Source organism: Microbacterium sp. CH1 (assembly GCF_001595495.1).
GTDB lineage: Bacteria > Actinomycetota > Actinomycetes > Actinomycetales > Microbacteriaceae > Microbacterium.
Genome location: NZ_LOSO01000003.1, coordinates 1 through 22,092 on the forward strand (window position 1 = coordinate 1; position 22,092 = coordinate 22,092).

29 protein-coding genes are annotated in these 22,092 nt (G+C 66.5%); 25 read left to right on the forward strand and 4 right to left on the reverse strand.

Annotated features, from left to right (window positions below):
- Positions 1-68 precede the first annotated feature (68 nt).
- The gene (locus tag AUV07_RS01805; protein WP_139833211.1) at positions 69-353 is read right to left on the reverse strand and encodes a helix-turn-helix domain-containing protein; all 285 of its coding nucleotides are present in this window, start codon (positions 351-353) and stop codon (positions 69-71) included.
- Positions 354-755: 402 nt separating this feature from the next.
- Between AUV07_RS01805 and AUV07_RS01810 the strand changes: the two genes are divergently transcribed.
- On the forward strand, positions 756-1,049 hold the full coding sequence (locus AUV07_RS01810) for a hypothetical protein (protein ID WP_005055297.1): 294 nt from the start codon (positions 756-758) through the stop codon (positions 1,047-1,049).
- A 271-nt stretch (positions 1,050-1,320) separates the two neighbouring features.
- Here the strand turns inward: AUV07_RS01810 and AUV07_RS01815 are convergent, their stop codons facing one another.
- A complete protein-coding gene (locus AUV07_RS01815) occupies positions 1,321-1,947 on the reverse strand; it encodes a hypothetical protein (protein ID WP_197462096.1) in 627 nt (208 codons plus the stop codon).
- A gap of 550 nt (positions 1,948-2,497) precedes the next feature.
- Between AUV07_RS01815 and AUV07_RS01820 the strand changes: the two genes are divergently transcribed.
- The 21 genes from AUV07_RS01820 (at position 2,498) to AUV07_RS01915 (ending at position 14,167) form a co-directional block, all read left to right on the forward strand.
- Positions 2,498-3,268 (forward strand): hypothetical protein, encoded by a 771-nt coding sequence (locus AUV07_RS01820; RefSeq protein WP_062633395.1) that lies wholly within the window; start codon positions 2,498-2,500, stop codon positions 3,266-3,268.
- An 11-nt stretch (positions 3,269-3,279) separates the two neighbouring features.
- Positions 3,280-3,729, forward strand: coding sequence for a hypothetical protein (locus AUV07_RS01825; protein ID WP_062633397.1), 450 nt, complete (start codon positions 3,280-3,282; stop codon positions 3,727-3,729).
- 281 nt (positions 3,730-4,010) lie between these two features.
- A complete protein-coding gene (locus AUV07_RS01835) occupies positions 4,011-4,472 on the forward strand; it encodes a hypothetical protein (RefSeq protein WP_062633401.1) in 462 nt (153 codons plus the stop codon).
- An 11-nt stretch (positions 4,473-4,483) separates the two neighbouring features.
- The gene (locus tag AUV07_RS01840) at positions 4,484-5,761 is read left to right on the forward strand and encodes a hypothetical protein (RefSeq protein ID WP_005051902.1); all 1,278 of its coding nucleotides are present in this window, start codon (positions 4,484-4,486) and stop codon (positions 5,759-5,761) included.
- A gap of 36 nt (positions 5,762-5,797) precedes the next feature.
- On the forward strand, positions 5,798-6,040 hold the full coding sequence (locus tag AUV07_RS01845) for a hypothetical protein (RefSeq protein ID WP_005051904.1): 243 nt from the start codon (positions 5,798-5,800) through the stop codon (positions 6,038-6,040).
- A 164-nt stretch (positions 6,041-6,204) separates the two neighbouring features.
- Complete coding sequence (locus tag AUV07_RS01850) at positions 6,205-6,504, forward strand: hypothetical protein (RefSeq protein WP_062633405.1); 300 nt, start codon at positions 6,205-6,207, stop codon at positions 6,502-6,504.
- Positions 6,505-6,551: 47 nt separating this feature from the next.
- On the forward strand, positions 6,552-6,773 hold the full coding sequence (locus AUV07_RS01855) for a hypothetical protein (protein WP_005052790.1): 222 nt from the start codon (positions 6,552-6,554) through the stop codon (positions 6,771-6,773).
- 71 nt (positions 6,774-6,844) lie between these two features.
- Positions 6,845-7,261, forward strand: a complete 417-nt coding sequence (locus AUV07_RS01860) for a hypothetical protein (protein WP_043341034.1) — start codon at positions 6,845-6,847, stop codon at positions 7,259-7,261.
- A 71-nt stretch (positions 7,262-7,332) separates the two neighbouring features.
- Entirely contained in the window at positions 7,333-7,614 is a 282-nt protein-coding gene (locus tag AUV07_RS01865; RefSeq protein WP_043341033.1) for a hypothetical protein, read from the forward strand.
- Positions 7,611-7,892, forward strand: a complete 282-nt coding sequence (locus tag AUV07_RS01870) for a hypothetical protein (RefSeq protein WP_005052783.1) — start codon at positions 7,611-7,613, stop codon at positions 7,890-7,892. The genes AUV07_RS01865 and AUV07_RS01870 overlap by 4 nt, the downstream gene beginning before the upstream one ends.
- The gene (locus tag AUV07_RS18080) at positions 7,889-8,017 is read left to right on the forward strand and encodes a hypothetical protein (RefSeq protein WP_005052780.1); all 129 of its coding nucleotides are present in this window, start codon (positions 7,889-7,891) and stop codon (positions 8,015-8,017) included. The genes AUV07_RS01870 and AUV07_RS18080 overlap by 4 nt, the downstream gene beginning before the upstream one ends.
- 110 nt (positions 8,018-8,127) lie before the next feature.
- Positions 8,128-9,531 carry a hypothetical protein gene (locus AUV07_RS01875; RefSeq protein WP_005052778.1) on the forward strand — a complete coding sequence of 468 codons (1,404 nt, stop codon included), beginning with the start codon at positions 8,128-8,130 and terminating at the stop codon, positions 9,529-9,531.
- 84 nt (positions 9,532-9,615) lie between these two features.
- Positions 9,616-9,939 (forward strand): DUF3846 domain-containing protein, encoded by a 324-nt coding sequence (locus AUV07_RS01880; RefSeq protein WP_005052776.1) that lies wholly within the window; start codon positions 9,616-9,618, stop codon positions 9,937-9,939.
- A gap of 4 nt (positions 9,940-9,943) precedes the next feature.
- Entirely contained in the window at positions 9,944-10,897 is a 954-nt protein-coding gene (locus tag AUV07_RS01885) for a Mom family adenine methylcarbamoylation protein (RefSeq protein WP_157523865.1), read from the forward strand.
- A 105-nt stretch (positions 10,898-11,002) separates the two neighbouring features.
- Positions 11,003-11,878 (forward strand): ArdC-like ssDNA-binding domain-containing protein, encoded by an 876-nt coding sequence (locus tag AUV07_RS01890; RefSeq protein ID WP_062633409.1) that lies wholly within the window; start codon positions 11,003-11,005, stop codon positions 11,876-11,878.
- A 105-nt stretch (positions 11,879-11,983) separates the two neighbouring features.
- Positions 11,984-12,187 (forward strand): hypothetical protein, encoded by a 204-nt coding sequence (locus AUV07_RS01895; RefSeq protein WP_005052768.1) that lies wholly within the window; start codon positions 11,984-11,986, stop codon positions 12,185-12,187.
- Between the two features lie 11 nt (positions 12,188-12,198).
- Positions 12,199-12,921: an HNH endonuclease family protein gene (locus AUV07_RS01900; RefSeq protein WP_005052767.1), complete on the forward strand. Its 723-nt coding sequence runs from the start codon at positions 12,199-12,201 to the stop codon at positions 12,919-12,921.
- A 26-nt stretch (positions 12,922-12,947) separates the two neighbouring features.
- Positions 12,948-13,358: a hypothetical protein gene (locus AUV07_RS01905; RefSeq protein WP_005052764.1), complete on the forward strand. Its 411-nt coding sequence runs from the start codon at positions 12,948-12,950 to the stop codon at positions 13,356-13,358.
- A gap of 10 nt (positions 13,359-13,368) precedes the next feature.
- Positions 13,369-13,614, forward strand: a complete 246-nt coding sequence (locus AUV07_RS17480; protein ID WP_005052762.1) for a hypothetical protein — start codon at positions 13,369-13,371, stop codon at positions 13,612-13,614.
- Positions 13,611-13,895 carry a hypothetical protein gene (locus tag AUV07_RS01910; protein WP_005052760.1) on the forward strand — a complete coding sequence of 95 codons (285 nt, stop codon included), beginning with the start codon at positions 13,611-13,613 and terminating at the stop codon, positions 13,893-13,895. The genes AUV07_RS17480 and AUV07_RS01910 overlap by 4 nt, the downstream gene beginning before the upstream one ends.
- Complete coding sequence (locus AUV07_RS01915; RefSeq protein ID WP_005052758.1) at positions 13,892-14,167, forward strand: hypothetical protein; 276 nt, start codon at positions 13,892-13,894, stop codon at positions 14,165-14,167. Before AUV07_RS01910 ends, AUV07_RS01915 begins: the two co-directional genes overlap by 4 nt.
- Positions 14,168-14,652: 485 nt before the next feature.
- Here AUV07_RS01915 and AUV07_RS01925 read toward each other — a convergent pair whose 3' ends face one another.
- Positions 14,653-14,988 (reverse strand): hypothetical protein, encoded by a 336-nt coding sequence (locus tag AUV07_RS01925; RefSeq protein WP_005052756.1) that lies wholly within the window; start codon positions 14,986-14,988, stop codon positions 14,653-14,655.
- Entirely contained in the window at positions 14,985-16,652 is a 1,668-nt protein-coding gene (locus tag AUV07_RS01930; RefSeq protein ID WP_254385463.1) for a type IIL restriction-modification enzyme MmeI, read from the reverse strand. The genes AUV07_RS01925 and AUV07_RS01930 overlap by 4 nt, the downstream gene beginning before the upstream one ends.
- Before the next feature lie 201 nt (positions 16,653-16,853).
- Between AUV07_RS01930 and AUV07_RS01935 the strand changes: the two genes are divergently transcribed.
- From AUV07_RS01935 to AUV07_RS01945, 3 genes are read left to right on the forward strand one after another with little or no spacing between them, the layout of a single operon-like run.
- A complete protein-coding gene (locus tag AUV07_RS01935) occupies positions 16,854-18,167 on the forward strand; it encodes a tyrosine-type recombinase/integrase (protein ID WP_331709273.1) in 1,314 nt (437 codons plus the stop codon).
- Complete coding sequence (locus AUV07_RS17485) at positions 18,164-19,978, forward strand: hypothetical protein (protein ID WP_157523869.1); 1,815 nt, start codon at positions 18,164-18,166, stop codon at positions 19,976-19,978. The genes AUV07_RS01935 and AUV07_RS17485 overlap by 4 nt, the downstream gene beginning before the upstream one ends.
- Positions 19,975-22,080, forward strand: a complete 2,106-nt coding sequence (locus tag AUV07_RS01945) for a hypothetical protein (protein ID WP_062633414.1) — start codon at positions 19,975-19,977, stop codon at positions 22,078-22,080. The genes AUV07_RS17485 and AUV07_RS01945 overlap by 4 nt, the downstream gene beginning before the upstream one ends.
- Positions 22,081-22,092 lie beyond the last annotated feature (12 nt).

The window sequence follows — 22,092 nt, forward strand, 5'->3', positions numbered from 1 at the left end:
ACTCCCCGAGATCACCGCCGCCTAAACTAACGACAGCTGATCATCGCAACGAAGCGAAAGACCACCACTCAAACGGACGCGGCCGATTCCAACGCGATGTGCAGCACCGTGTCCGTACTGACTTTGAGTCGGTAGACCGCTCGCTCAAGCCGCAACCGGCGCAGGTGCGCTTTCGGGTTCTCACCCACGACCGCACGGAAGACGCGGTGAAAGTGATGCGGCGAAAGACCAGCGACCGCCGCGATCTCGGCGAGGGTCACCGGCTCCTCGAGACGCTCCTCCATCCAGTGAAGTGCCCGGCTCACACGTTCCGCATGCCGCTGAGCGGTGAGTGGAAGGACGACTGAGGACACGCTTCGAATCTACGAGCGCCGGTCAGTCGGCGTCTCGACGTTTTTTGCGAATCCCACCGAAGCGACTCGCCCCAATGCCCCGAAAGGTCCATATGGACATCGCGTAGACATCTCCCCTGCGAAATGGACAACTCGGAGCGTGACATCTGTAGGAACCGGCTGACGATGAACTGCTGTCGGTCGTCAGAACTGGTCTGCGAGCGCCCTCCGCTGCGCATCCCAATCGAAGTCCTCCAACGTTTTGCGAGCCGGTAACCCGGCGGCCTTGATCCGCAGCTCTGCGCCCGAAGCGTTGCGCGCCGTGGTCTTCCGCGTGAAGGAGCCTGAGTGGGACACTTCTTCTGAGGGCCACCTGTAGGGATCGCTTTGGGGTCGTCGACCGCGCATGAAGGGAGAACCGTGATGACTGGGGATGAAGTGTTCGACACGATCGCTCACGAGATGACTGCGCTTGACGGTGTGTCACGGAACCACCGCGGCAGTCTCATCGTCTCGGGAAGCAGCAGTGGCGCCGTGCGCGCCATGACCAGCGGCGGGCAGGTGGTGGTGAAGCTTGACCCAATGCGCACGGCGGCTCTCGTTGACGCCGGCGTCGGGACACACTACAAGGGTCAGAAGAACGCGTGGCTCCAGCTTCCGGCCGACCTCGACTTTGATCACGTGCGCGGTCTCATCCTCGAGGCGCTGACTGCATGAGAAACCCTTCTTGATTGATGGTCCTGTCCCCTGGTGTGGTGGAGGATCCGGCCGGGTTGTCTTCGTCGTAGACGTTGGTGAGCCATCGTGGTGATAGTCAGTGAGGGCTCGTCGGATCTGATCGACGCGGGAAGCGACCGTGTGGATCGTTGCCGCTCCGCACGATCTCACCACGGAGCGCACCGCCCGCCGCAACTGGACCCGCCCGACGACGCTCGCCACCTGGCCGGGGAGGTCGACCTGAAGGTTCCCAAATACCCGGGGGCGTGACTCACGCCTCGAGGTTCTCGGTCCCGACGAACGCGTTGTGACGCCAATAGATGTTGTCCCGGAAGTGCGCACACCCGACGCTTTCGTACGACGCAGCGACCTTCTTTCGGGAGCGCCGAAACTCGATCTCGGACAGGTGCTCCCACGGCACCGGTTGCGCGCGGAGAACGATGAGAGTCTCCCTCCCCGTGCCGGTCACCGTCTCCACCAGCGTCGTGAGCAGACGTGGACCAAGGCGCTGACCCCGGTACGGTGGCTCCACAAAGACGCCCTCGACGATCACGAGCTGCGACACCTGCTCGCCAACCAGCGGATCGCGGGAGTCGAGCCACTCGAAGACGTTCTCATCACCGAGAATCGACTCGGTGATCTCGAATGCTTCGCCGCCTACTTGATCGAACACGTCAACGACGTCACCCACCCGGTCGAGGTCGACGGTGTACGCAGTAGCGCGCGCGATGACACGACGCTCCGGCTCCCCCTCGTCGTCGTCATCGAAGATGTACAACGTCGCGTCAGCGGAGATCTTCGCGACGCCCGACGGCAACTCCGTCCAGTTCACGGAGTCCGGTACTCCGACCAGTGGCCGCGTGACCTTCACAATGCACTCAATATCCGTGAGGTCCACGTCAAGTCGCGCAACAACAGCAGACATACTCACCCCTTCAACAACGGATACGCGGCAACGGCATCGTGCCGACAATACCCGGGCGCTAGCCGCGATCCAGCAGAGAAGCTGAGGCGCTGTGAAACCGCCGCCCACATGATCGCGACGGTCGGCCGGCGTCCGAAATGTCCATATGGACATCGCGTGGACATTTCAACTGCGAAATGGACATTTCAGAAAGATCCCTACAAGATCGACGCTTGACCCGCACGCAGAAACCCCCTACTCTGTGAATGTCACATTCACTACTAACTGAGTAGAGGGAGACCCCACAGACCCACAGCCAGGGGAACCGCGCAACGCCGTTCCCCTCCCAGGGACAGGCGCCACACCGCAGCCTGACGAGCGCTCGCCGCGCTCTTCGCTCCGTCCCTCACGGCGACCGCCGTCCTCCCAACCAGGTCGCCGCCGCGGGGGCGGCTCCGTGACATAGCCGCCCCCGCACCTTCCCCTTCATGTCCGCGAAGAGAACGATCCGCGGCCTATACCCACAGACGCATCGGAGGATCCCATGGACAGCATCGACACCACCGCACCGGCAGACTGGCACGACTTCTACGTCGACCCCTTCCCCGGCCGCAAGGGCTCCGAGCGGATCACCGACACCTGCGGCAAGTGCATCGGCACCGGCCTGTACACCGGGCCCACCCACTTCACCGATGGCCACGGTCGCCCGATCTGCTTCGACTGCCACGGCACCGGCACTCGCAGCCGGCTCGTCAGCAGCGCTCGCGCCACCGCCCGCGCCCACGCGAAGGCGCACGCCGAGCACATCGACACGACGCGCGCGATCACCGCCCGTCGCGCTGCCTTCGAGGCCGAGCACCCCGGCCTGCGCGACCAGCTCACCGAAGCTCATCTGAGCATCCGGGAGGGCAACCCGCTGCGCGAGAAGATCGGCTACCTCCTCGACTCGCTCGAGGACTCCACCGGCACCCTCGACGCCGATGAGGTCCGCACTGCCCACGAGCTGCTCGAGCAGCTCGAGCGCGAGCTGGCAGCGCGCCGCCCCGTCCCCACGGGACGCACCCGCATCCAGGGTGAGATCCTCGCAACCAAGACCACCGACACCCAGTGGGGCATCACCGTCAAGATCCTCGTCCAGGGCGAAGGCTGGCGCGTGTGGGGCACCAAGCCCTCCGAGATCTCCTCCGCGACGCGCGGCGACGTCGTCGCATTCACCGCAACCGTCTCCGCCTCGGACGACGACGACAGCTTCGGCTTCTACTCCCGTCCCACCAAGGCGCACATCATCGCCGTAGGCATCCGCCGCACCGCATGAACGAGCGCCTCATGAACAGCCGCACCAGCCTGACGATCTACCCCGCCCACGACGAGCGGTCTCTGCATCCGCCGGCGCCGATACTCGTCGACGAGCACTACTTCGTCCGCTCCGGGCTCGAGCAGCTCCCCGCCCGCCTCATCGGGTTCAGTCCTGCCGGCGCGATCGCCATCACGGCATGGGTCCACGACGTGTTCCGCTCCCCCGAGCTCGCACGCGATCTGTACCCGACCTTCATCATCGCCGGCCGCGTCCACGCCCACCCAATCCCTGCTGCCCGAGTCACCGTGCGCGAGCCCTCCGGCGTCGTCCAGGTCGTCATCACCGACCCGCGAGGCAAGCGATACCGCCCCTACCTCGGCGAAGACCGCGACGTCGCCGACCGCATCGCCGCCGCCTGGGGTTCCCACCGCGGCTACTCAGCCACCGTCGAGCAGATCACCCCGGCGGCTACCGCCTGACCACACGATCGGAGATCACCATGCGCTGCCTGATGTGCGAAGAGCCCACCACCATGTACATCCCATCCGACGACGTCGATGGCGTCGGACTGCACAGCTGCGGCGCGTGCGGCTTCGAGATCGAAGCGCCTCGTGATGAGCCCATGCGCACCGTGCCCGCCGACAGGCAGCGCTCTCGACTTTCGGCGACGACGACGACGACGGTTGCGAGAACGCTGCAACCTCTCTAGTATCAGTGAATGTCACATTCACTACTTTCTGATTGATTGAGGAGATCGCCCATGAGCGAATCGGCAGAGACCGTCACTGAGGATGTCGTCTACGTCGGGCGCAGGCAGGCGGGCAATGGCAAGCTCGCGCACTGGTACCGCACGCTCGTCGACGGCGAGATCTCCGACAAGGAGCTCGGCTCGTACAAGCCGTACACGTCGGCGCCGGTCGGCGCGATCATCACGATCACTCGCCCGATCGACGAGCCGAACTCGCTCTACACCCGCGGGCTGCATGCGCCACGGATCACGGGCGCCTATGCCGACCGCGCGGCCACCGACGAGTGGCGTGTGACCGATCAGGCCGAGGCGCAGCGCGACGCGAACGAGCGGCGCGTCAAGCGGGATCTCGACGGGCTGCCTGCCGAGTTCACCGCAGCACTGGACACCCTGCGCGCGCACTTCTCCCGCCTCAACTCTCCGCAACGGGCGGCGCTGTTGTCGCTCGTCACCGCGAAGCTCCTGCGCTACTGAGGCCGAACGTGATGTCCACCCTCGACCTGCTCGACGACAGCTTCCCGCACGGCACCCCGGACGGGTACCGCCGCGGATGCCGCACTGCAGCGTGCCCCGCGCTCATCCCCTGCCGCACCATCCACACCCGCTATGCCGGCGACTTCTCCTTCGCGAAGCTCATCGACGCCGGCACGCCGCTTGCGGAGATCCTCGAGCGCGACGCAGCCGCACGCGACCAGTCCCGGCAGCGTGACAAGATCGCCGCTCGAGAAGAGCGCCGGGCCGCGGCCGAAGCCACGCAGCCCCGCCGACCCAAGCAGGCCTCGAAGCGCACACCGACAGCACGGCCCGCCCGCCCGCCGAAGACGGCGCCGCTGAGGATCGCGACCCCGCGACCGACGTTGCTGAGGACGCGCACGCATCCTGGCTATCAGTGGATCGACAAGGCCCGCCTCGCGGCCGAGACGCTCCCCGTCGAGCGTGCCAGCACGTTCGCGGAGACGGTCGACGGCTACGAAGCAGCGCTGGATCGTCACGTCGACGAGCTCGCACAGTGGCGCAGCGACCACCGGGATCTGCGCGTCCAGCTGCGTTCCGCGGTCGAGACGCTCAAGACGGCCACCATCGCCGCCGGAAGCGGCCTATCGGTCGGCGGCGTGATCGAGCGTGCTCTGCAGGACGCCACCGCCAGGCATCAGGCAGCAGTCGACGAGCTCGCGAAGCATGATCGCCCGGCACCGCCGGCCAGGCCGCGGATGCCGCGGCCGCAGACCCCGCGGGCCCCTCGCGTCTCCCGACCGCGGCAGCTGCAGCCGCACGGCACCAACGCCTGCCGGGCGCGTGGCTGCGATCGACCGGAGTGCATCGAGGCGGGCCGCGAGTATCACCGGCAGTGGATGGCAAACCGGAAGGAACAGAGCATCCCGGCCGAACACCACGGGACCGCCTACGGCTACCAGCTCGGCTGCAAGGACCGAGATCAATGCCCTGCCGAGATCTCCTGCGCCGACGCATCGCTGACCGAAGAGCGACGCCGGCGGCGGGAAGCCGGCATCGCCCCGCAGGCCCCGCGCGTGCCCGCTGACCCCGTTCGCCGGCACGTCCGACAACTGATGGCCTCCGGCATGACCATCCTCGAGATCGCCGACCGAGCGCAGGCCTCCAAGACCGGCGTGAAAGTCCTTCTCTACGGCCGCTCCGGCGCTCGTAAGGGAGAGCTGCCGGGCGAGATCGAAGCAGCGAAGGCGCAGCGGCTCCTCGCGCTGCAGCCGACCGCCTCCGCTGCGCAGCTCGCACGTTCCGCCTGACATCGACAGCTCAACCGCCGCAAGAAGGCCCCGCCGTTGAACTGGTCGCAGCGGGTCACCATGCGGATGATCGCCGATGGCCGGTCCCCCTCCGGTGGCGCCAGCTACCTCGATACGACAGGCCTGGGGATTCCCGGTGGCACCATCCAGTCTCTCCGCAGGCGCGGTCTGATCGAGCGCTACTCATGGGTCGAACCCGGCTGGGTGCTCACGAAAGCCGGCGTCGATGCCATCAACAGTGGCGCGTGTGACGAACCCGACAGCAGCATCGACGACTAACCTCACCGATCTTCGCAACTCGGGTGTCCGCGAACAGCGCCAAGACCGGCCTATACCCAGCAAGAAGGGCCTGCGGCACAGTCAGGCACGGGGGTTCCCCTACCAGACTCGCAGGCGTATAGTCAGTGAATGTCACATTCACTATTTGATTGAGGAGACAGGCCATGACCATCACCCAGGCCGCAGCCCCCACGGGCACCGCGGTCACCATCGCAGGAACCGTCCGCACACCGCTCACCCTCGTCCGCCGACTCACCGACCGTCAGGCGCGCGTAGGGTTCCGCGTCGAGACCGACGCCGGCTCATACAACGTCCACGCCAACGGGATCCTCGCCGAGATGCTCCGGCTGACGACCCACCGCGGCGACCGTGTAATCGTCCACGGCCCGGCTGTCACGTTCAGCCACCCTGCCCAGACCATCCCCGACCTCGAGGCCGACAGCGTCGAGCTCGACCTCCGCTGACCCACGACGAGGATGGACACCACGACGCATCAGCAGGAGAGAACCCCATGACCCGCATCTTCCACGTCAACGGCAAGCCCGTCGACGTCACCGACGCCGCCGCGGTCCAGGCACTCACCGCGGACGAGTACGCCGACCTGCTCGCTCAGACCCTCAACGACACCGACGCGACCGACACCGAGATCGTCGGACTGCGCCAGGACCAGCCCGACGCCGGCACAGGGTTCATCATCACCAACCCGCCCAACGAGAGCGGGAGCGAGCGATGACCGAGCGCCGGAACAACACAGCCCATCGCCGCGGCGTTGGTGTCCGCAGCGCGGAGGCTCGACGATGCCCCGTGTGCGGACGCGGCGCCGCGCTGGTGAGCGTCACTCCCCGCCCGCTCACGCCAGAGGAGACGACCACCTACTGCCGGTGGGACGACTGCACCTATGCGCGGGTGGTGCCCTCTTCGAGTGATCTGTCGCGGCTGCGAGACGGCACACATGCGACTGCGAGAGCGATCGCCGACGCCGAGGCTCGCGGAAGGATCGACGACGCTGCGAATCAGGTGCTGATCGACCGCCTGTACCCGCCGCTCGATTCGACCGGTCAGCCGTGGCGGAGCGCGTTCGATCATGCGCGCCAGGAAGGGCACAGCGAGGCCGAGGCATACGACTTCGCAGACGAGTACGCGGCCTACGTGGAGGACCGGCAGTACGAGATCCGCGATCCTGACCTGCCGATCCCGTCCCCGAGCGAGTACACGCGATGACCGGGCGTGAGAGTAGTAGGGATCGGCATCAGCGCACGCTGAGCGAGTGGACAACTCGCGCAATCCGGAGCATGTTGCGTTCCTCGGACCCGGCCACCGCCTTCGCACAGCAGGACGGGGTCATCAAGGATCGCATCAGGAACGAGCTCGGTCAGCACCGCCGCGCAACGCTGAGGGTGATCCTGCCGATCGTGCTGCTCGCTGTCGGCGTGGTGATCGTGGTCCCCGCCCCGATCGTGCTCCTGCCTCTTGCCGGCATTGCGGTGGTCTTCGTCATCATCGTGCGAGAGGACCGACTGGCCCGCCTGCACGAGGCGATCCAGCGTGTGGACCCCGACGAGGACACCCGATGAACGAGGCATCGCCGACCGTCACGCTGGACGTGCGCGCAACGATCGTGCGCACGATCCAGCAGCACACGGACGAGGCGGACGAGGAGGCCGGCTACATCGCGGACGACATCATGGACGCGCTGAGCCTGGGCAGCGAGCTCACGGTGACCGTCCCCAGGCTGCGGCGCCGCGGCGAGCACGAATGGCCGTGCGCGCTGTTCTACGTCGGGAACTGGAACGGTTCGCGGCCGCGTGCACGGTGCAGTTGCCCGCCTGCCGAGGCGGGAGCCGAAGGATGAAGGATCCCCGCCAGCTCTCCCAGGCTGAGCTCGACGAGTACCTCGACCAGCTCGTGCGTGACGGCGACGATGACAGCCCGGAGTTTCACCGCGCCTACCAGGTGTGGGAGGAGCTCAACGGCTGACGTTTGACCATGCCGCCCTCATCGGGGCCCTGCCGACCGGCGGGGCCCCGATTTCTGTCCGCGAACACCCCCAACCCCGGCCTATACCCAGCAGACGAACGGGAGAGGCCATGTGCGACGACATCGACCACGGAGGGCGGCGGTGCCCGTCGTCGACGGCCGAAGGGCAGCGGCGTCGCCGCGCCGAGAAGCGCGAGCGGAACGCCGAGAAGCAGCTTGAGGCCTTCATCGGCGCGACCCCGTTCCGGCCGGTCTCGGGCGAGCTGATGCGGATGAGCTCGCGCCCCAGCTATTGGGACACCGACGAGTGGATCGAGTACGAAGACACCCTGCGCGCGGCCGCGGAACGTCACGGGATCGAGATCTCCGAGCTGCAGCACGCGGACGGGCTCTGGGAGGGCACGTCGGAGCCTGCAGGCGCCTACATCGTCCACGCGGACAGCTTCGAGCAGGTCACCGACTGGGCCGGCGAGCTGGCGGGGCGGTATGAGCAGGACAGCATCATGGCCGGGTACTTCGACGCTGACGGCCCCGACCGGGTCTACAGCTTCGCCGCCGGCACCGGCTCGCAGCAGCAGGTCCAGGAGACCCTCGACATTCTCCGCGCCGCCGGCGCACCGGGAGGCAGGCTCTATGACGGCAAGCTCGAGATCGCGGAACCCGCCGAGTATCCGCTGCCGGCATCCGCCGTGAACGCGATCGCCGCCCGTCTCGGAACAGAACCCACCTTCGCTCGAGCGCACGTTGCCTTCGTGCCCGGCAACGACAGCTACCGTCACCACCAGCCGATCAAGGAGATCCAGTCGCTCAGAGAGCGGTACGCCGATGCGCACGGTTTCCCACAGCGCACGCCGATCCCCCGACTGACCGAGCTCGACGACATCGCTGCAGCGAGGGCATACGCGGCCGCACCGCACGAGCCCGCGCACCCGCAGGTCGCCCGCTCCTACCGATCACTGCGGCAGCACATCGGCGCTCAGTGGGACATGCTCACAGAAGCCGGCTACACCTTCGAGCCCTGGCACGGCGAGACCGAGCAACCCTACGCCGACTCTGCCGCGATGCTGGCCGATCTCCGCGAGAACAAGCACCTGTTCTACTTCCGCACCGAGGTCTCGCAGCACAGCGAGGGGGCCCTTCCGCCGGATCATCCGATGGCTCGCAGCGTTACGGTCACCCTGCCCACGGGCGAGCGGGCGCCGATGCTCGCCAACGACGTCTTCCGCGCCGTCCACGACGCGATCGCGCACAGCGAGGGCCACCAGTTCGGACCCTACGGCGAGAAGCGCGCCTGGTGGACACATCGTGCCTGCCTCCCCCGCGAAGCGCGGCTCGCGCTGTGGTGCGAGACGCGCGCGCAGAACTGCTGGACCAACGCCGGCCCCCACATGACCACGGAGGGGGAAGCCGGGCATCCCCGGCTCATTCGGCGAAGGGAACCGGGTTGGATGCCGCTGAGTGAACGCCCCTATGCGCAGCAGAAGTGCTGCCGCGTCGACTCAGCACTCCTCTAGTCCACGGCGGTTGACGAGGGTACGTCGCCCGCGTACCATCAGTGAATGTCACATTCACTACCGTTCTGATCTGAGGAGGACTCCATGACAACGGCCATCAAGATCACCCCCGCTGGCGAGATCGACACCATCCGCATCGACGAGCTGCCCGACTACCAGCGCGAGATCGGCGGCTGGGTCGCAGAGCTCCGCCTGACCAACGGCCACGCACTGCTCGTCGACGAGGAAGCCGGTCTCAAGGTCACAGAGCCGAACCTGCTCGCCTCGCTCTACCTGACCGAGCACGGCCGCAGCGCACTGCTGTTCAGCACCGCGCTCATCGTCGGGCTGCACCCCAGGACCGGTGAGTGGATCGACGTCGCCCCCGACGTCGACGAGCAGCTCCGCGCGATCGCTGCGCAGATCTGACCTCATGCCCACCCTGAACGCTCGGCCGGTACTCATGCCGGCCGAGCCGCCCTCCTCCCCCGCGAGCGACTACTGCCAGCGTTGGTCTCGCGGCGCCCATTCGTGGCGCCACATCTCCGAAGGCGGGTTCGACCCCCGTCTATACCAGGTGGCCCCGATCACGGAAGCCGCCGCGCGAGCATTCGTCATCGACGAGCACTACGCAGCATCCTTCCCCGCAGCACGCTTCTCGATCGGGCTGCTCAGCCGCGACGACCGCTTCCCCATCAACGGCGCCATGGTCGACGAGATGGCACTGGTCGGCGTCGCCACCTTCTCCACCCCGATGAGCAGAGGAGTCCTCAGCTCCGTCTTCGGCACGCTCGAGCCCTACGAACAGAGCATCGAGCTCGGCCGATTCGTACTCACCGACACACCCGCGAACGCCGAATCCTGGTTCCTCGCACGCGCTTTCCGCCACGCCTACGACCGGGGCATCCGCGGCGTCGTCTCTTTCGCCGACCCCTTGCCACGGCGCCGACAGATCACCGAGACCCTCGACAACGGCACCACAATCGAGCGCATCGAACAGACCTCGCCCGGCCACATCGGCGGGATATACCAAAGCGTCAACGCGATCGCCCTCGGCCGCAGCACCGCACGCACCCTGAACTACCTCCCCCGCCGCGGCCTCGTGCTCTCCGAGAGATCTCTGTCCAAGGTAAGAGGACAGGAGCGAGGCGCCGACGCCGCCGAGCGACACCTGGTCTCGCTCGGCGCCCCCATCCGCCGCGCAGGGCAAGACCCGCGAGCCTGGCTGCGCGAGGCGCTCGCCGCGCTCGATGTCACGAAGATCAGGCATCCGGGGAACTTCCGATACGCCTTCCCTCTTGGCAGCAGCTCCCAGCGTCGCCGGCTGCCGATCGGGCTGCCGCGCACCGCGTACCCCAAAGCCGCCACCGACATCCTTCCGGGCTGAGACCCCCGCTGCAGGCGGGTGCAAATCGGAGTTGACGGGGCATATCGAATGCCTCATACTAGTGAATGTCACATTCACTACTCGTCCACTCTGAGGGAGGACACCATGACCACCAAGACCCGCCGCAGCGGCACCACCCGCCGCACCCCGGAAGAGCGCCGCGCACAGGCCGAGGCGCTCCACGAGCAGCTCACCGCACAGGTCGCCACGCTGGCCGAGAGCGAGAACTGGAAGGCCTGGCTGCGCTTCGCGCGCATCGTCCGCCGGCGCTCGTTCTCCAACCAGATGCTCATCCTCGCGCAGGGCGGCACCCACTGCCTCGGCTACCGCCAGTGGGAGACCCTCGGCCGTCACGTCGTCAAGGGCGCGAAGTCGATCAAGATCTTCGGCTACTCCACCAAGCGGATCGTCGAGGTCGACGAGGCCACCGGAGAAGAGTCCACCAGCAGTCGAGTGATCTACCCGGTGCTCTCCGTGTTCGACGTCCGCGACACCGATGGCGAGCCGCTCCCCGAGCAGCCGGCCATCTACCTCGAGGGCGACGACGTCGCAGGCCTCTTCGACCAGCTCGCCGACTTCATCACCGCGCAGGGCTGGGATGTCGCGCTCGAGGACATCGCACAGGACGGGCTCAACGGGTACACCGATGGCCAGGCCCGACAGATCCGGGTCGACAGCAAGATGGCACCGGCCATGCGCGTCAAGACCCTCCTGCACGAGATCGGTCACGCACTTCTGCACTTCGACGAGGGCAGCACCCGCGAGCACCGCGGAGTGATCGAGACCGAAGCCGAGTCGGTCGCGTACTGCGCCGGTGGCCTCCTCGGACTCGACACGTCCGCGTGGTCGATCGGGTACGTCGCAGGATGGGCCGGCGGTGACGTCGACCTCATCCGCAGCGTCGCCGGCAACGTCCTCCGTGCCGTCAACGCGATCGCCGACGCCATGCTCGGCGCCGACGACCAGGCCGCGGCCGCGTAACAGCCCTCGGGGGGCGGGCTCGCCTATGCCCGCCCCCGAGAATCTCTGTCCGCGAACACCCCGAACTGCGACCTATACCCCTAGACGAATACCCCGGAGGAACCCATGGATCTCGCCCTGTCTACCGCCCGCGACTTCGCTCCCCTTCTGCTGGGCAGCGGCGGCCTCGTCGGCATCCTCGTCACCGTCGACACTGCACGCCGCGCAGAGCGCACGGTACGGCGCAGCCTCAAGTTCCTCGTCACCCTTCTCCTCAGCGTCGCCGCGGTCGCCGCGGCCGTCGTACTCGGCGCCGCCCTCTTCCTCTGAACGGACCACTCATGAACCGCCGAACCACACGCCTCGCCTCCGCCGCCGGCGCTGTTGTCGTCGCCCTGCTCGCTGGCGCGATCGCGATCACCAGCCAGCCCTCCGGCGTCAGCGACCTCACCGACACCGCGCCCGCGCCTGTGCCTGTGCCTACCGCAGAGATCTCCGCGGACGCCGCCGCAGCCCTCGATGAGCTCGAGCAGCTCGTCGTGGCCGATGCAGCCGACCAGGACAGCTACGACCGTGACGCGTTCGGGCAACGCTGGGCCGACATCGACCGCAACGGCTGTGACCAGCGCAACGACGCACTCGCGGCCGCGCTCGAGAACATCACCACCAAGCCCGGCACACACGACTGCGTCGTCCTCACCGGAACGCTTCACGACCCTTACACCGGGCTCACGATCGCCTTCGAGCGCGGCCAGGGCACGAGTGAGCTCGTGCAGATCGACCATGTCGTGCCGCTCGCGTGGGGGTGGCGTCAGGGCGCCGACGAATGGGACGAGGCCCAGCGTGAGCGCTTCGCCAACGATCCTCTCAATCTGCAGGCCACGGACGGCAGCACCAACCAGTCGAAGAGCGATCGCGGCCCCTCCGAATGGATGCCCCCGAACGCGGACTACGGATGCGCCTACGCTGCGCGCTTCGTCGACGTCCTCACCGCCTACCAGCTGACGGTCAACCCGGCCGACTACTCCACGCTCCGCGCGCAGCTCGCCAGCTGCGCCGCATGACCCCCCACCCGAGAGGACTGACAACGATGAGCACTCTGAACAACATCGTCATCACCGATGACACCGGCACCCGTTACAACGATCTCTTCCTCGACATCCCGCTGGACAGCTACGAGATCTCCCGCTCCTCTGTCGGCTTCCATTCCGTCGACGCGATCGTGCCAGCCGACCCCTACTCGACCCGCGCATCCGAAGATGGTCCGCTCGGTGCACTGCTTTTCCGCTGGGCTCAAGCGCACGTCGCCGGCCGCAACTACATCATCAGCTGGCAGTACATCGACGCTCACGACGTCCATACCGTCGCCGTCGCCGACACCACCACTCGCGAGCTGCACTTCGTCAACCTGTTCGGCCACGTCATCGCCGGTCGACGCAGCTACAGGCTCCGTGAGCTCGCCGACGCGCTCGACCTCCTGATCGACGCCAGCTTCGACTGAGGACCAGGCCATGCTTTCCGACGAGGTCGCTCGACAGATCATCCACGGCAGCCCCGAGGGCTACGACCTCGGATGTCAGACCCGCGCCGGATGCGCCAACCACCACCACCCCACGCTCATGACCTGTTTCGCCGCCGCGATCGCCGTCCGCGATGACTGGCGCCTCGCGAAGCTGCCTCGCAACGAACCCCTCCCCAAATCCGCTCGGCGGCTACGCCGCTCCTCCCCCAGAAGCAAGGAAGGAACACCCTCATGACCGACCCCGAGCTCACTGCGTGGCCGGCACTGCGCCTCGGAGATCATGCCCTCATCCGGGAGCGCGCGACAGCACGCGAGCTCGCCGTCACCATCGTCGCTCTGCTCGAGCCGATCGAGGGCGAGGGTGAGGGCCTGGTCGACCACCGGGGCCGCGTCATCCGGCACCACTTCTACGACGCCCGACCCATCGCGGCCGACGTCGATCTCCCCGACCAGCGCGACGTCGACACACGCTTCGCCCGACTGACCGCAGATCTCCTGAACACGAGGACACGATGACCGCACCGCTCACCACCACCGAGACCCGCCTGCTACACAAGTCGCTCGAGCTCGCCGCCGGCTACGCGAACAATGAACGCGACGAGACCGCGATCCTTGAGCTCAGCGCACGCATCCGACAGGCACAGAAGACCATCCCCTCTGCACCGGACGCGCACACCACGATCCTCGCGACGATCGACGCCATAAAGCGCGCAGGACGCCACGAGCAGCTCACCCCTCAGCTGCTCGACCGAGTCGCTGACGAGCTCCTCCAATCCACCCCGCTCTGACCGCCCCGCGCGGTACACTAAGGCGCGGCACCCGGCTGTTGAGCAGGTTCCCTTCCGCCCCTCGGGGCGATGGCTCCTCCTCAGTTGGATCGTTGGTGAATGTGACAATTTCCACGCTCCGGCCGGGTGCCGTTTTCTCTTGCCCCGGTGGCACGCGATCATCGACGATTGCTCACCGGTGGACCAGTCGCCCTCACATACTCCGACCAGGTGCACTCGACAGCGAGCCTCATTGCATCGTCGGGGAAGTAGCCGATCAACACTCGCCGCTCGGGATCGCGATCGAACGTCACGGAACGCAGCAGCCTACGGCCGCGGATCTCGACATGGCGGATGATCGCGATCCTCTTGCTGTGGTCGAACACGTACCAGATCCCCGGCTCCGGCGACGCCTGCAGCTGAGACATCGGAGACCAGTGCTGCACCACAACAGCGAACACTATGCCGGCGCACCGACAGCCCCGTGCCGACGACGACCGCGTGACTCAGCTCGTCAGCGACCCGCCGGATCCGTAGGCGTCGTGGTCATACCGCTGTAGCGCAGCAATGAACTCGGCACTAGTGATCTCATAGCGAGCCACCGCGGCCGCGGCGCCGTGGAACAGAGCAGCGTTGGGATACACACGGCCGCACACTGGGCAGACCGCGAACTCGTCGGGGTCGGCCGAACCAGCAGCATCGAAGGCAAGACGCCCAAGACGATCGGCGCTCCGCCAGTCCTGAGTCCACGAATCATTGCCACAGGCGCAGACCTGATTCTCCCCTTCCTCATCGACCGTCGCGGTCCCATCGACGCGGACGGTCGGGTACGGCCAGCTCACGATGCCGCACTCGCTGCTGTCGCCTTGCGGGGACGTTTCTTCGGCATCGCGAGCTCGTCGACCGTGGTGAGCTTCGCATAGCTGGCGAACAGCGCTCGCAGTCGGTCAGCCTCCGTCGCTATCCCCCGCAGGCCCAGGGCCTTGTCGACAGCAGTGTCGAGCTCACGATGCGCCCGGAGCAGTTCGGGCGACATCGCGAGGGGGTTGTAGTGGTCTGCGAGCGAGCGTTCTGGGCGTAGCGCTCTCGCATCCAGAACGGCTTGCCCCCCGGCGATGATGGCGGCACGCTGCGTGTCGGTGAGGGCGGGCAAGGGGAAAGTGTTCCACGTCAGGGTGCTCGAGAAGCGCAGACGAGACTCAAGGCGACCGCCGATAGTGCGCTGCCAGGTGATGAATGCCGACGACGAGATCACTGCGAAGGCGAGGCCGTCTGGGTCGTCTGCCTTGAAGTTCGCGTCACCGCAGATCACATCAGGGGTGAACAGGGCGGTCGGGAAGAACTTGCGTGTCTCGCTCACATGCCGCGGCACACAGACATAGGGCGTGTCGGGTTGCGACCTTTGACCGAACAGGTGCGGCGTGTCCGCCATCTGTCGCGTGGACTCGGCCTTCGACGCTGCGCGGAACTGACGCACGGCATCCAGCCGCCCGCGGAGTATCGGGGATCGGGCGATGTCGCTGGGGTCAAGATCCACGAGCCACAGGCACCACCGGGGTTCGTTGTGGATGAGCTGTCGGGCGCCGACAAACGGCCGGACGTACTTCGCGGCGATCGGATCTGCCATCACTTCCGCATAGTCGGCCGGCTCGATCAGGAGATTGCCGTCGTCGCGAGCCATGTTCCCGAACACCATCGGAGGGAGAGCCGACGCCAGCGGGCTTCGCCGCTGATCGATTAGCACAATGGGACCGTCGACCAGGTATCCGTTGAGCTGATCCACGACGGGGATCTCGACGGGCTCGCCCTTGAGGTTTCCTGAGTAGTCGAACAGCCGCGCTCTCTTCCTCGACGGCCGGTCAAAACCGATCACCGAGCAATGCACTGCCGCAGCGCCGGGCGCTTCACTGGTCCACGCGAACGTCCGGTGCGCGAACTTGACGCGCCACCCTGCGGCAAACACAGGGCCGAAGAGCGCTGGCACCGGCTCTCCCTGTGCGATCGAGTTTGTCGAGACGAACGCGAACTCGCCTCGGTAGCCGGGACGGCCGAGCAGCTCGAGAGCCTTCGCGTACCAGCCGGTGACATAGTCCAGCCGACCGATGTCGTCCCTCCGCCACACGTCGCGAAGTTCCTGCGCTTGCTCGGTCGAGCGGGTGGCGTGGCCGAGGAAGGGCGGATTGCCCATGATGTACAGGTGCTCAGTCGGTTGTAGGACAGCTGCCCAGTCGACACGCAGCGCGTTGCCGACGACGATGCTCTTGATCTTGTCCAGCGGCAGCGGATCTGGTGCAGATCCAAGCGCCAGCTCCATCGCCTGGTTTGCCTGGTGTTCCACCAGGTGCAGCGCCGTCGCTGCGATCTGCGCGGGCCATTCCTCGAGCTCGATCCCGTGGAAGCTCGACAGCCGCACGGCGAGGTGCTCCTCGGTGAAGAACATTGTGCGGGCCGTCTCACCGGACAGCTCTTGGATCCGCAGCAGAACCTCAAGATCGAGGGCTCGCATCTGTCGGTAGCCGACCACCAGGAAGTTGCCACAGCCGCACGCCGTTATGTGTACGTTCGGTCAGTGTCTCAACGAGCCACCCGACTGCACCCCCGGAGCATGATGCATCTGCGTTTCATCGACCACCAACTCGCCCCCTCAACCGACTTCGACGCGCGCGCCAGAGACATCTACTCGCGCACCCGTTCGCTCCCCGGGGGGATGCCGATCCTTCTTGACGATCGGTGGCGGCCGGTCGAGCCGTGGTTGACGTACTTCCGGATCGTCGCAGCGTCGACAGACCCGGCGACGCTTCGCGCGTACGCATACGACGCCAGGCGGTTTGCGTCGTTCCTCGCCACGCGACAGACCGACGTCATCCATGCGTCGAGCGACGACATCGTCGCGTTCCGCGAATGGCGGCTGAGCGGTTCCGAGCGCCCGGTGTCGCCGGCGACGTGGCGACGCGACGTGGTCGTGATCCGCGGGATCTATCAGCTGCTCACCCAGACCGGGCAGATCCAGCGCGAACCGTGGATCGCCATCGGACGGTCGTCGCCGCTCCGGATGCGTTGGAGGAGCGAGCCCGACATTCGGCCGCTGACGCAGGCGCAGTGGCGCACGTTCCTCGACGTCGGTCTCGCTGGACGAACCGCCGCGGGCGATCTGGACGAGAGTTGGCGGGGCACAACGAGCCTGCGTTCGAAGGCGGGCGCGCAGCTGGCCGTGACGACGGGGATGCGCCTCGGTGAGTTCTCCACACTGCTCGACGCTGAAGTCCCGCCGCCGACGGGCACCGGCATCTCCGTCTTGCTCGAGGCGTGCGCGAAGTACCAGAAGCGTCGACGTATCCACGTCCCCCTCACGACGCTTCGGGCGGTCGATCTCTACCGGCAGACGGAGCGCCGAGCGGTCGTCCGCGCGTCAGCTGCCTCCCTCTGGCGGCGCCGCTCCGAGCTCTTCATCGTCGACGAGATCGACGTGTCGGCGGGCATCCTGCGAGGCCGGGTGAATGGGCGGCGATCGAGATGGCGGCTGCACCAGCTGCCTCCGCATCTGCGACGAATTGCCGTCATCGAGCGGGACCACGGGCTGGAGGCGCTGGGGCTGTTCGTCGGTCGAGGCGGTTTGCCGATCAGCCGCAGGCAATGGCACGCGACGTTCGAGGCTGCAAGCGGGCGTACTCTGAGGCTCGCTCAGGACGAGATGGGCGGTCGCCGTGCACGGATCACTCCGCACGATCTGCGCCACACTTTCGCTGTCGTGCTTCTGAAGTCGCTGACCGATGTGGCGCTGGCCCGCGAGGCGGAGCGACGGGCAGGCAACGTGGGACCGGCCACGCTCTCCGAGCACATCGCCATCAACCCGCGACTCACAGTCCAGCGGCTGCTGGGGCACTCGAACCCGGCGACGACCATGGTCTACTTGCGCTACATCGAGGACACCGATGCGCTCATCCAGGACGTATTCGAGAGCTGGAGCGACGAGGGCATGACATACGCGGACGCAGTCCTCGCTGATCGGAACGTCGCGTGACGAACATCGACCTCACCCCGCGGCAGATGCTGTTCGTTCTTCCGACCGCGAACGTCGATGGAACACTCGCCCCGCTCGACTTCGCACATCCCGTCCTTGCGGCTGAGCTCGCGGATGCGCTGATCGATATGCGTCGAGCCATGGGCCACACCGACGGCACCGCGTATCAATACCGCCGGGCGCTGATGAGCCTTCTGCGCGGTCTACCTGACGCTTGCCCACGAACTGCGAGTCTCGCAACGCCGGGTCTCGCCCTTATCGACGCGTTGCACGCGTGGGAATCCGCATTGGCCGGCAGCTACCCGCCGGAGAGCACGATCCCGTACAAGTACGGCAGACAGATTCGCGCTCTCGTCCGCGTCCACGCTGCGAACGGTCGTGACGTCAGCGACGCCACGCTCCGTTGGGCTCAGGCGCACGTGTTGCACCAGGGCGGCGACTCTACGCCGCTCGATGAGTTCTCGAACGCGGAGCGACTTGCGATTCGCAACGCCTGTCGCGCCCGAATCCGCGAACTGGAGGCTCGTCTGGCAGTCGGACGTCGACTGCTCGCCAACGCGACCGATCCCCGAAGCACAGGATGGGAACGAAGCGCCGATGTCCTGTGGGGCATCCGCCATCTCGGACGACGTCCCGGAGCATCGATAGAGGCTGATGTCCTCAGCGCGTGCGCTTCTGGTGTGCTCAGCGACCTCGACGCCGATTTCGCGCTCGAGCAGTCGCCGATCCACGCCAATGCCGGCCAGATCATGCGACAGCTTCTGACTCACATCTATCCGTCCAGCGAAGACCTCGTTGCGTTCCGCACGCTCCTGCAGCTGGAAAGCGGTGCGGCGCCGGAAGAGTGGTCAGGTGTTCGGCTCACAGACATCGAGCACACGACTGACTCGGTCCGCGTACGGCTCCACAAGGCGCGGGCCCACCGGACTCGAACCGTGCGATGCGCGATCACCGGGTCTCGCGACGGCACCGGGTGGAGAGCAGGGGATCTCATACTTCGCCTGATCGCTGTCACCGAGGCAGCTCGGGAGGAGGTAAAGGTGGTGGGCAGTTCCGACGCGGACGCCTTGTTCATCACCGTGCAGCGCACCGCGTCCAGGCATCTCGTCGCACGCCAGGAGTCATTCTCGCGCCGCCCCTTCAGGTCGCTTCTGATGTCGCTCTCGCCCGAGATATCAGAGCCATACGATTCCCGCCGGCTACGCAAGACAGTGAAGAGTGTTCGTGCAGCAGTGCTCCGCAGCGCTGACGCCGCGGCGGGAGACGACCACAGCATCGCTGTCTACCAACGCCACTACGCGCAGTCGACAACCGTGCATGTTCTGGCCGGCAGTGCCGTCAACGCGGCGCAGAGTCAGGTGTTCGATCGAGTACGAGGGCCGGTCTTTGTTCGTGCTGCGGCCAGCACCGTCGACGACGCTGCAGGCGACCTGGGTGCTGCCGCAGCCGCCGAGTTGGCCTCGAGCGCCACAGACCAGGGAATCAACGTGGCTCAATGCACGTCACCGTACGAATCGCCCTTCACGCCGGCGGGGCGGCTCTGCGAGCATCGGCCCTCGATGTGCTTCGCGTGCCCGAACGCGATCGTGTTCGCAGATCACCTGCCGCGAGTCCTCGCGTACCGAGAGATTCTCCGCGGTCACGAGAACGAGATGCCTCCGGCCCAGTTCGCGGCGGTACACGGCCAGCAGTTGGTCAACGTCGAACGCATCCTCCGCGAGTTCTCCCCGACCGAGATCGAGAACGCGCGGACGGCGTGCGAGACCGCCTCTGTCCATGTGCCGCTCACCCAGAGAGGAGTCCACCTGTGAGCGTCGATCGCGAGTACTCTGCCGAGCCGGTGTCGCTGTTCGCGAGCGACTACTGGGCGAACGACACGGCGGTCATCTCAGATCGACACCTCGAACATGACTTTCCCATCCCCTTCTTCGGAGATGAGGATCGCTGGGACCTCAGCGCCCTGGGGTGGAACCCTGCTGCGGGCCGCCATTCCGCGGTGCTGTTGTTCAACTCGTTCATCGGCGCGTGGAACCTTCGTGCTCGCGAACTCGCAATGGCACTTCTCAACCCCGTACATCCCGTGCTGCGCGGGCAGATGATCTATCTGCGAGCAACGCCCGCTCACGTGAAGACGATCCGTTCCAAGCTCGAGGGCCTGAAGCGGCTTGCCGCGTGGCACGCCGACAACCTCCCTGACGTTCCTCTCCCTGATCTCCATCAGTCGCACCTCGACACCTTCCTCACTGAGGTCAAGAAGATGGGGACCCCCTCCAGAACGCGGCAAGCAGTCGGTGCTGTTCGTGAACTGCACACCTACGCGGCAGTCCTCTCTGGCGGAGGCATCCCATTCCGTCCATGGGGAGATGTCCACACGATCGCGCTCAGCGGGCAGAAGTCCAGCGCCGAGCTGAGCACGCCGGTGATTCCACCGCAGGTGTGGTGGCCGCTCCTGCGGGCGTGTTGGCAGTACATCAACGTGTTCTCGCACGACATCTTCGCGGCCGCCGCGGAATGGTCGGTGCTCGACCGCCCCAAAGACGAGCGCGTGAAGGTACGACACCCCGAGGACACACTCGCGCGATGGATCACCACGCCAGGAAATCGAGTGCCCCTGCATCGGATGACGTACGGCCGATTCCGGGAGGGCGAGATCCACTGGACCCTTCTCTCCTTGCTCGTCTCCGATGGGCACAGCAAACAGATGTTCTCCGAGTTGGACCGCCCTGACGTCCTCCGCCGACGTCAGGACATCGTCGACGCGATCGCCTCCGGCACGCTCGCGACCGCCCGCGGCGGGCTCGACACGCAAGCGACGGCGATCGAACGCGCCGATGGATCCGTCGGTCCGTGGATCGACGGATTCGACCCGGCGACGATCCGAGTCCAACTGAAGCTCCTCCGCAACGCGTGCTACGTCTTCTGCGCGGCTCTCACGATGATGCGCGACTCGGAACTGCTGAGCATCAAGAAGGGAGCGCTCACCACCTCGTACGGGGCGCCCGCCGTCACCTCCCAGCTCCGGAAGGGTCGGCGCGGGACGCAGCGACGCAACTGGTGGATCATCGAACCCGTTGCGCAAGCAATCGCCGTCGCGGAACGACTTGCTCTCGGCGACGACGTGTTCAGCTCTGTTCGACGTGAACATCGAGCGCACGACGGAGCAGGTCGGTTCGATCGTCACAGCGAGCTGAAGCAGTTCATCTCTCAACTCAATGGTCAATCCGCGGATGCCGGTCTCGAACCGATCCCCGCGTTCCATCTTGCACCGCACATGTTCCGGCGGACGATGGCCGTGATCACCGCGCAACAGCCAGACGGCGAGATCGCCCTCGGCATCCAGCTCAAGCACGCAGCGCGACGCGCCGTCGCGAACGGCACGACCTCCGGGTACGCGAGCGAGACGCCGGAGTGGGCCGCGGAGTTCGAGCATGAGCTCCAGGAAGCTGTCGCATCACGGTTGGTCGGCGCCTGGTCTTCCCACCAAGACCACGAGATGAGGGTCGCAGGCGCGGGCGCACAGCGCTTTCGAGTCGAGCTCAAGAAGGTCGAGGCCGTCGCAAGCAACGAGGTCAAAGTCGGCGACGAGCGCACACTGCGCGCACTCCTGCGCGAACGCTTCAGCACGCTCCGATGGGGAACCGTCAACCACTGCCTCGGCAACCCTGAGCAGGCGGCGTGCTTGAAGGGGCTGCCCGCCGAAGCTGCCGCAGGAGGCGTCATGCCTAATCGCTGCCAGCCCACCGCCTGCGGCAACTCCGTCGTCACCGAGGAGCACGCGCCGATCTGGATCGCGGAGGAACGCGACCTCGTCGCGAAGCTGCGCGACCGAAAGATGGCACCACACAATCGCGAACAACTCGAAACAGAGCTTGAGGACGTTCGCCGCATCACGAGGAAGTTCACGGATGCCTGAGATCACTGCCGC

Coding starts and splice junctions, on each gene's coding strand:
- AUV07_RS01935 (WP_331709273.1), top strand. CDS start 16,854: ATGCCGATCCTTCTTGACGATCGGTGGCGGCCGGTCGAGCCGTGGTTG.
- AUV07_RS01835 (WP_062633401.1), top strand. CDS start 4,011: ATGAGCGAATCGGCAGAGACCGTCACTGAGGATGTCGTCTACGTCGGG.
- AUV07_RS01915 (WP_005052758.1), top strand. CDS start 13,892: ATGACCGCACCGCTCACCACCACCGAGACCCGCCTGCTACACAAGTCG.
- AUV07_RS01885 (WP_157523865.1), top strand. CDS start 9,944: ATGCCCACCCTGAACGCTCGGCCGGTACTCATGCCGGCCGAGCCGCCC.
- AUV07_RS01855 (WP_005052790.1), top strand. CDS start 6,552: ATGACCCGCATCTTCCACGTCAACGGCAAGCCCGTCGACGTCACCGAC.
- AUV07_RS01930 (WP_254385463.1), bottom strand. CDS start 16,652: ATGCGAGCCCTCGATCTTGAGGTTCTGCTGCGGATCCAAGAGCTGTCC.
- AUV07_RS01905 (WP_005052764.1), top strand. CDS start 12,948: ATGAGCACTCTGAACAACATCGTCATCACCGATGACACCGGCACCCGT.
- AUV07_RS01850 (WP_062633405.1), top strand. CDS start 6,205: ATGACCATCACCCAGGCCGCAGCCCCCACGGGCACCGCGGTCACCATC.
- AUV07_RS01910 (WP_005052760.1), top strand. CDS start 13,611: ATGACCGACCCCGAGCTCACTGCGTGGCCGGCACTGCGCCTCGGAGAT.
- AUV07_RS01870 (WP_005052783.1), top strand. CDS start 7,611: ATGAACGAGGCATCGCCGACCGTCACGCTGGACGTGCGCGCAACGATC.
- AUV07_RS01820 (WP_062633395.1), top strand. CDS start 2,498: ATGGACAGCATCGACACCACCGCACCGGCAGACTGGCACGACTTCTAC.
- AUV07_RS01840 (WP_005051902.1), top strand. CDS start 4,484: ATGTCCACCCTCGACCTGCTCGACGACAGCTTCCCGCACGGCACCCCG.
- AUV07_RS01810 (WP_005055297.1), top strand. CDS start 756: ATGACTGGGGATGAAGTGTTCGACACGATCGCTCACGAGATGACTGCG.
- AUV07_RS18080 (WP_005052780.1), top strand. CDS start 7,889: ATGAAGGATCCCCGCCAGCTCTCCCAGGCTGAGCTCGACGAGTACCTC.
- AUV07_RS01825 (WP_062633397.1), top strand. CDS start 3,280: ATGAACAGCCGCACCAGCCTGACGATCTACCCCGCCCACGACGAGCGG.
- AUV07_RS01880 (WP_005052776.1), top strand. CDS start 9,616: ATGACAACGGCCATCAAGATCACCCCCGCTGGCGAGATCGACACCATC.
- AUV07_RS01875 (WP_005052778.1), top strand. CDS start 8,128: ATGTGCGACGACATCGACCACGGAGGGCGGCGGTGCCCGTCGTCGACG.
- AUV07_RS17480 (WP_005052762.1), top strand. CDS start 13,369: ATGCTTTCCGACGAGGTCGCTCGACAGATCATCCACGGCAGCCCCGAG.
- AUV07_RS01900 (WP_005052767.1), top strand. CDS start 12,199: ATGAACCGCCGAACCACACGCCTCGCCTCCGCCGCCGGCGCTGTTGTC.
- AUV07_RS01865 (WP_043341033.1), top strand. CDS start 7,333: ATGTTGCGTTCCTCGGACCCGGCCACCGCCTTCGCACAGCAGGACGGG.
- AUV07_RS01890 (WP_062633409.1), top strand. CDS start 11,003: ATGACCACCAAGACCCGCCGCAGCGGCACCACCCGCCGCACCCCGGAA.
- AUV07_RS01895 (WP_005052768.1), top strand. CDS start 11,984: ATGGATCTCGCCCTGTCTACCGCCCGCGACTTCGCTCCCCTTCTGCTG.